Source organism: Mesorhizobium sp. M0244 (assembly GCF_040321795.1).
Classification (GTDB): Bacteria; Pseudomonadota; Alphaproteobacteria; order Rhizobiales; family Rhizobiaceae; genus Mesorhizobium.
On record NZ_JAMYSE010000241.1, the window covers coordinates 1 to 618 of the forward strand.

Genomic DNA, 618 nt, shown 5'->3' on the forward strand with positions numbered 1-618 from the left:
GAACGCATCGACGCAGGATTGGACCGCCTTGGTCCACTTCGGGCCCTTTGTGTCCCACCCCATGAGTTCCTCGGCGGCTCCCTCGACGTGGCTGACCCCATTGCGAATGCCCGGACGTTTCGTCTTCACGTAGACCGGGGGAGAGAACCAGAGAGGACCCATAAGGGGGAACTTAGAGCGCCAAGAGCCCGCTGACCAACCCCGCTTTAGCCGCAGCTAAGGAACGATGTAGGCCCTCGCGGGTTTAGAGCTTGCAGCGGGATTCTTCGTGGATGTGCAGCCGCTGTGGGGGGGTCCGTCGCCTTTCTCACGGGCGGCGGGCTCCTTTCGCGAAGGCGGTGTTGGTCAGAGAACCTTTACCGCAACTCAAGTTAGCTACTTGTCATTGGGGGGAGTAATGTCCCCTCCTCTTTTGCAGCAGCCAGGAATGCCTTGCGGGCCTCCTCAGGTTCCATCTCGTCGAAAATCACGGCCATGCAAACGCGCACCGCGAGATCCCAGCAAGGGCCACGCTTGGTCCACTTCATCAGCTCCTCGCCGGCTGTCTCGGCGTTGTTGACGTTGCGAATGATCCCGGGACGCTCGGTCTTGACGGGGACCGGAGGGTTGAACCAGTGG

At 61.2% G+C, this 618-nt stretch carries 1 protein-coding gene; it reads right to left on the reverse strand.

Annotated elements, in window-relative coordinates:
• Positions 1-371 precede the first annotated feature (371 nt).
• On the reverse strand, positions 372-618 hold a 247-nt coding region (locus NKJ08_RS38860), incomplete at its 5' end, for a DUF982 domain-containing protein (RefSeq protein ID WP_352786431.1).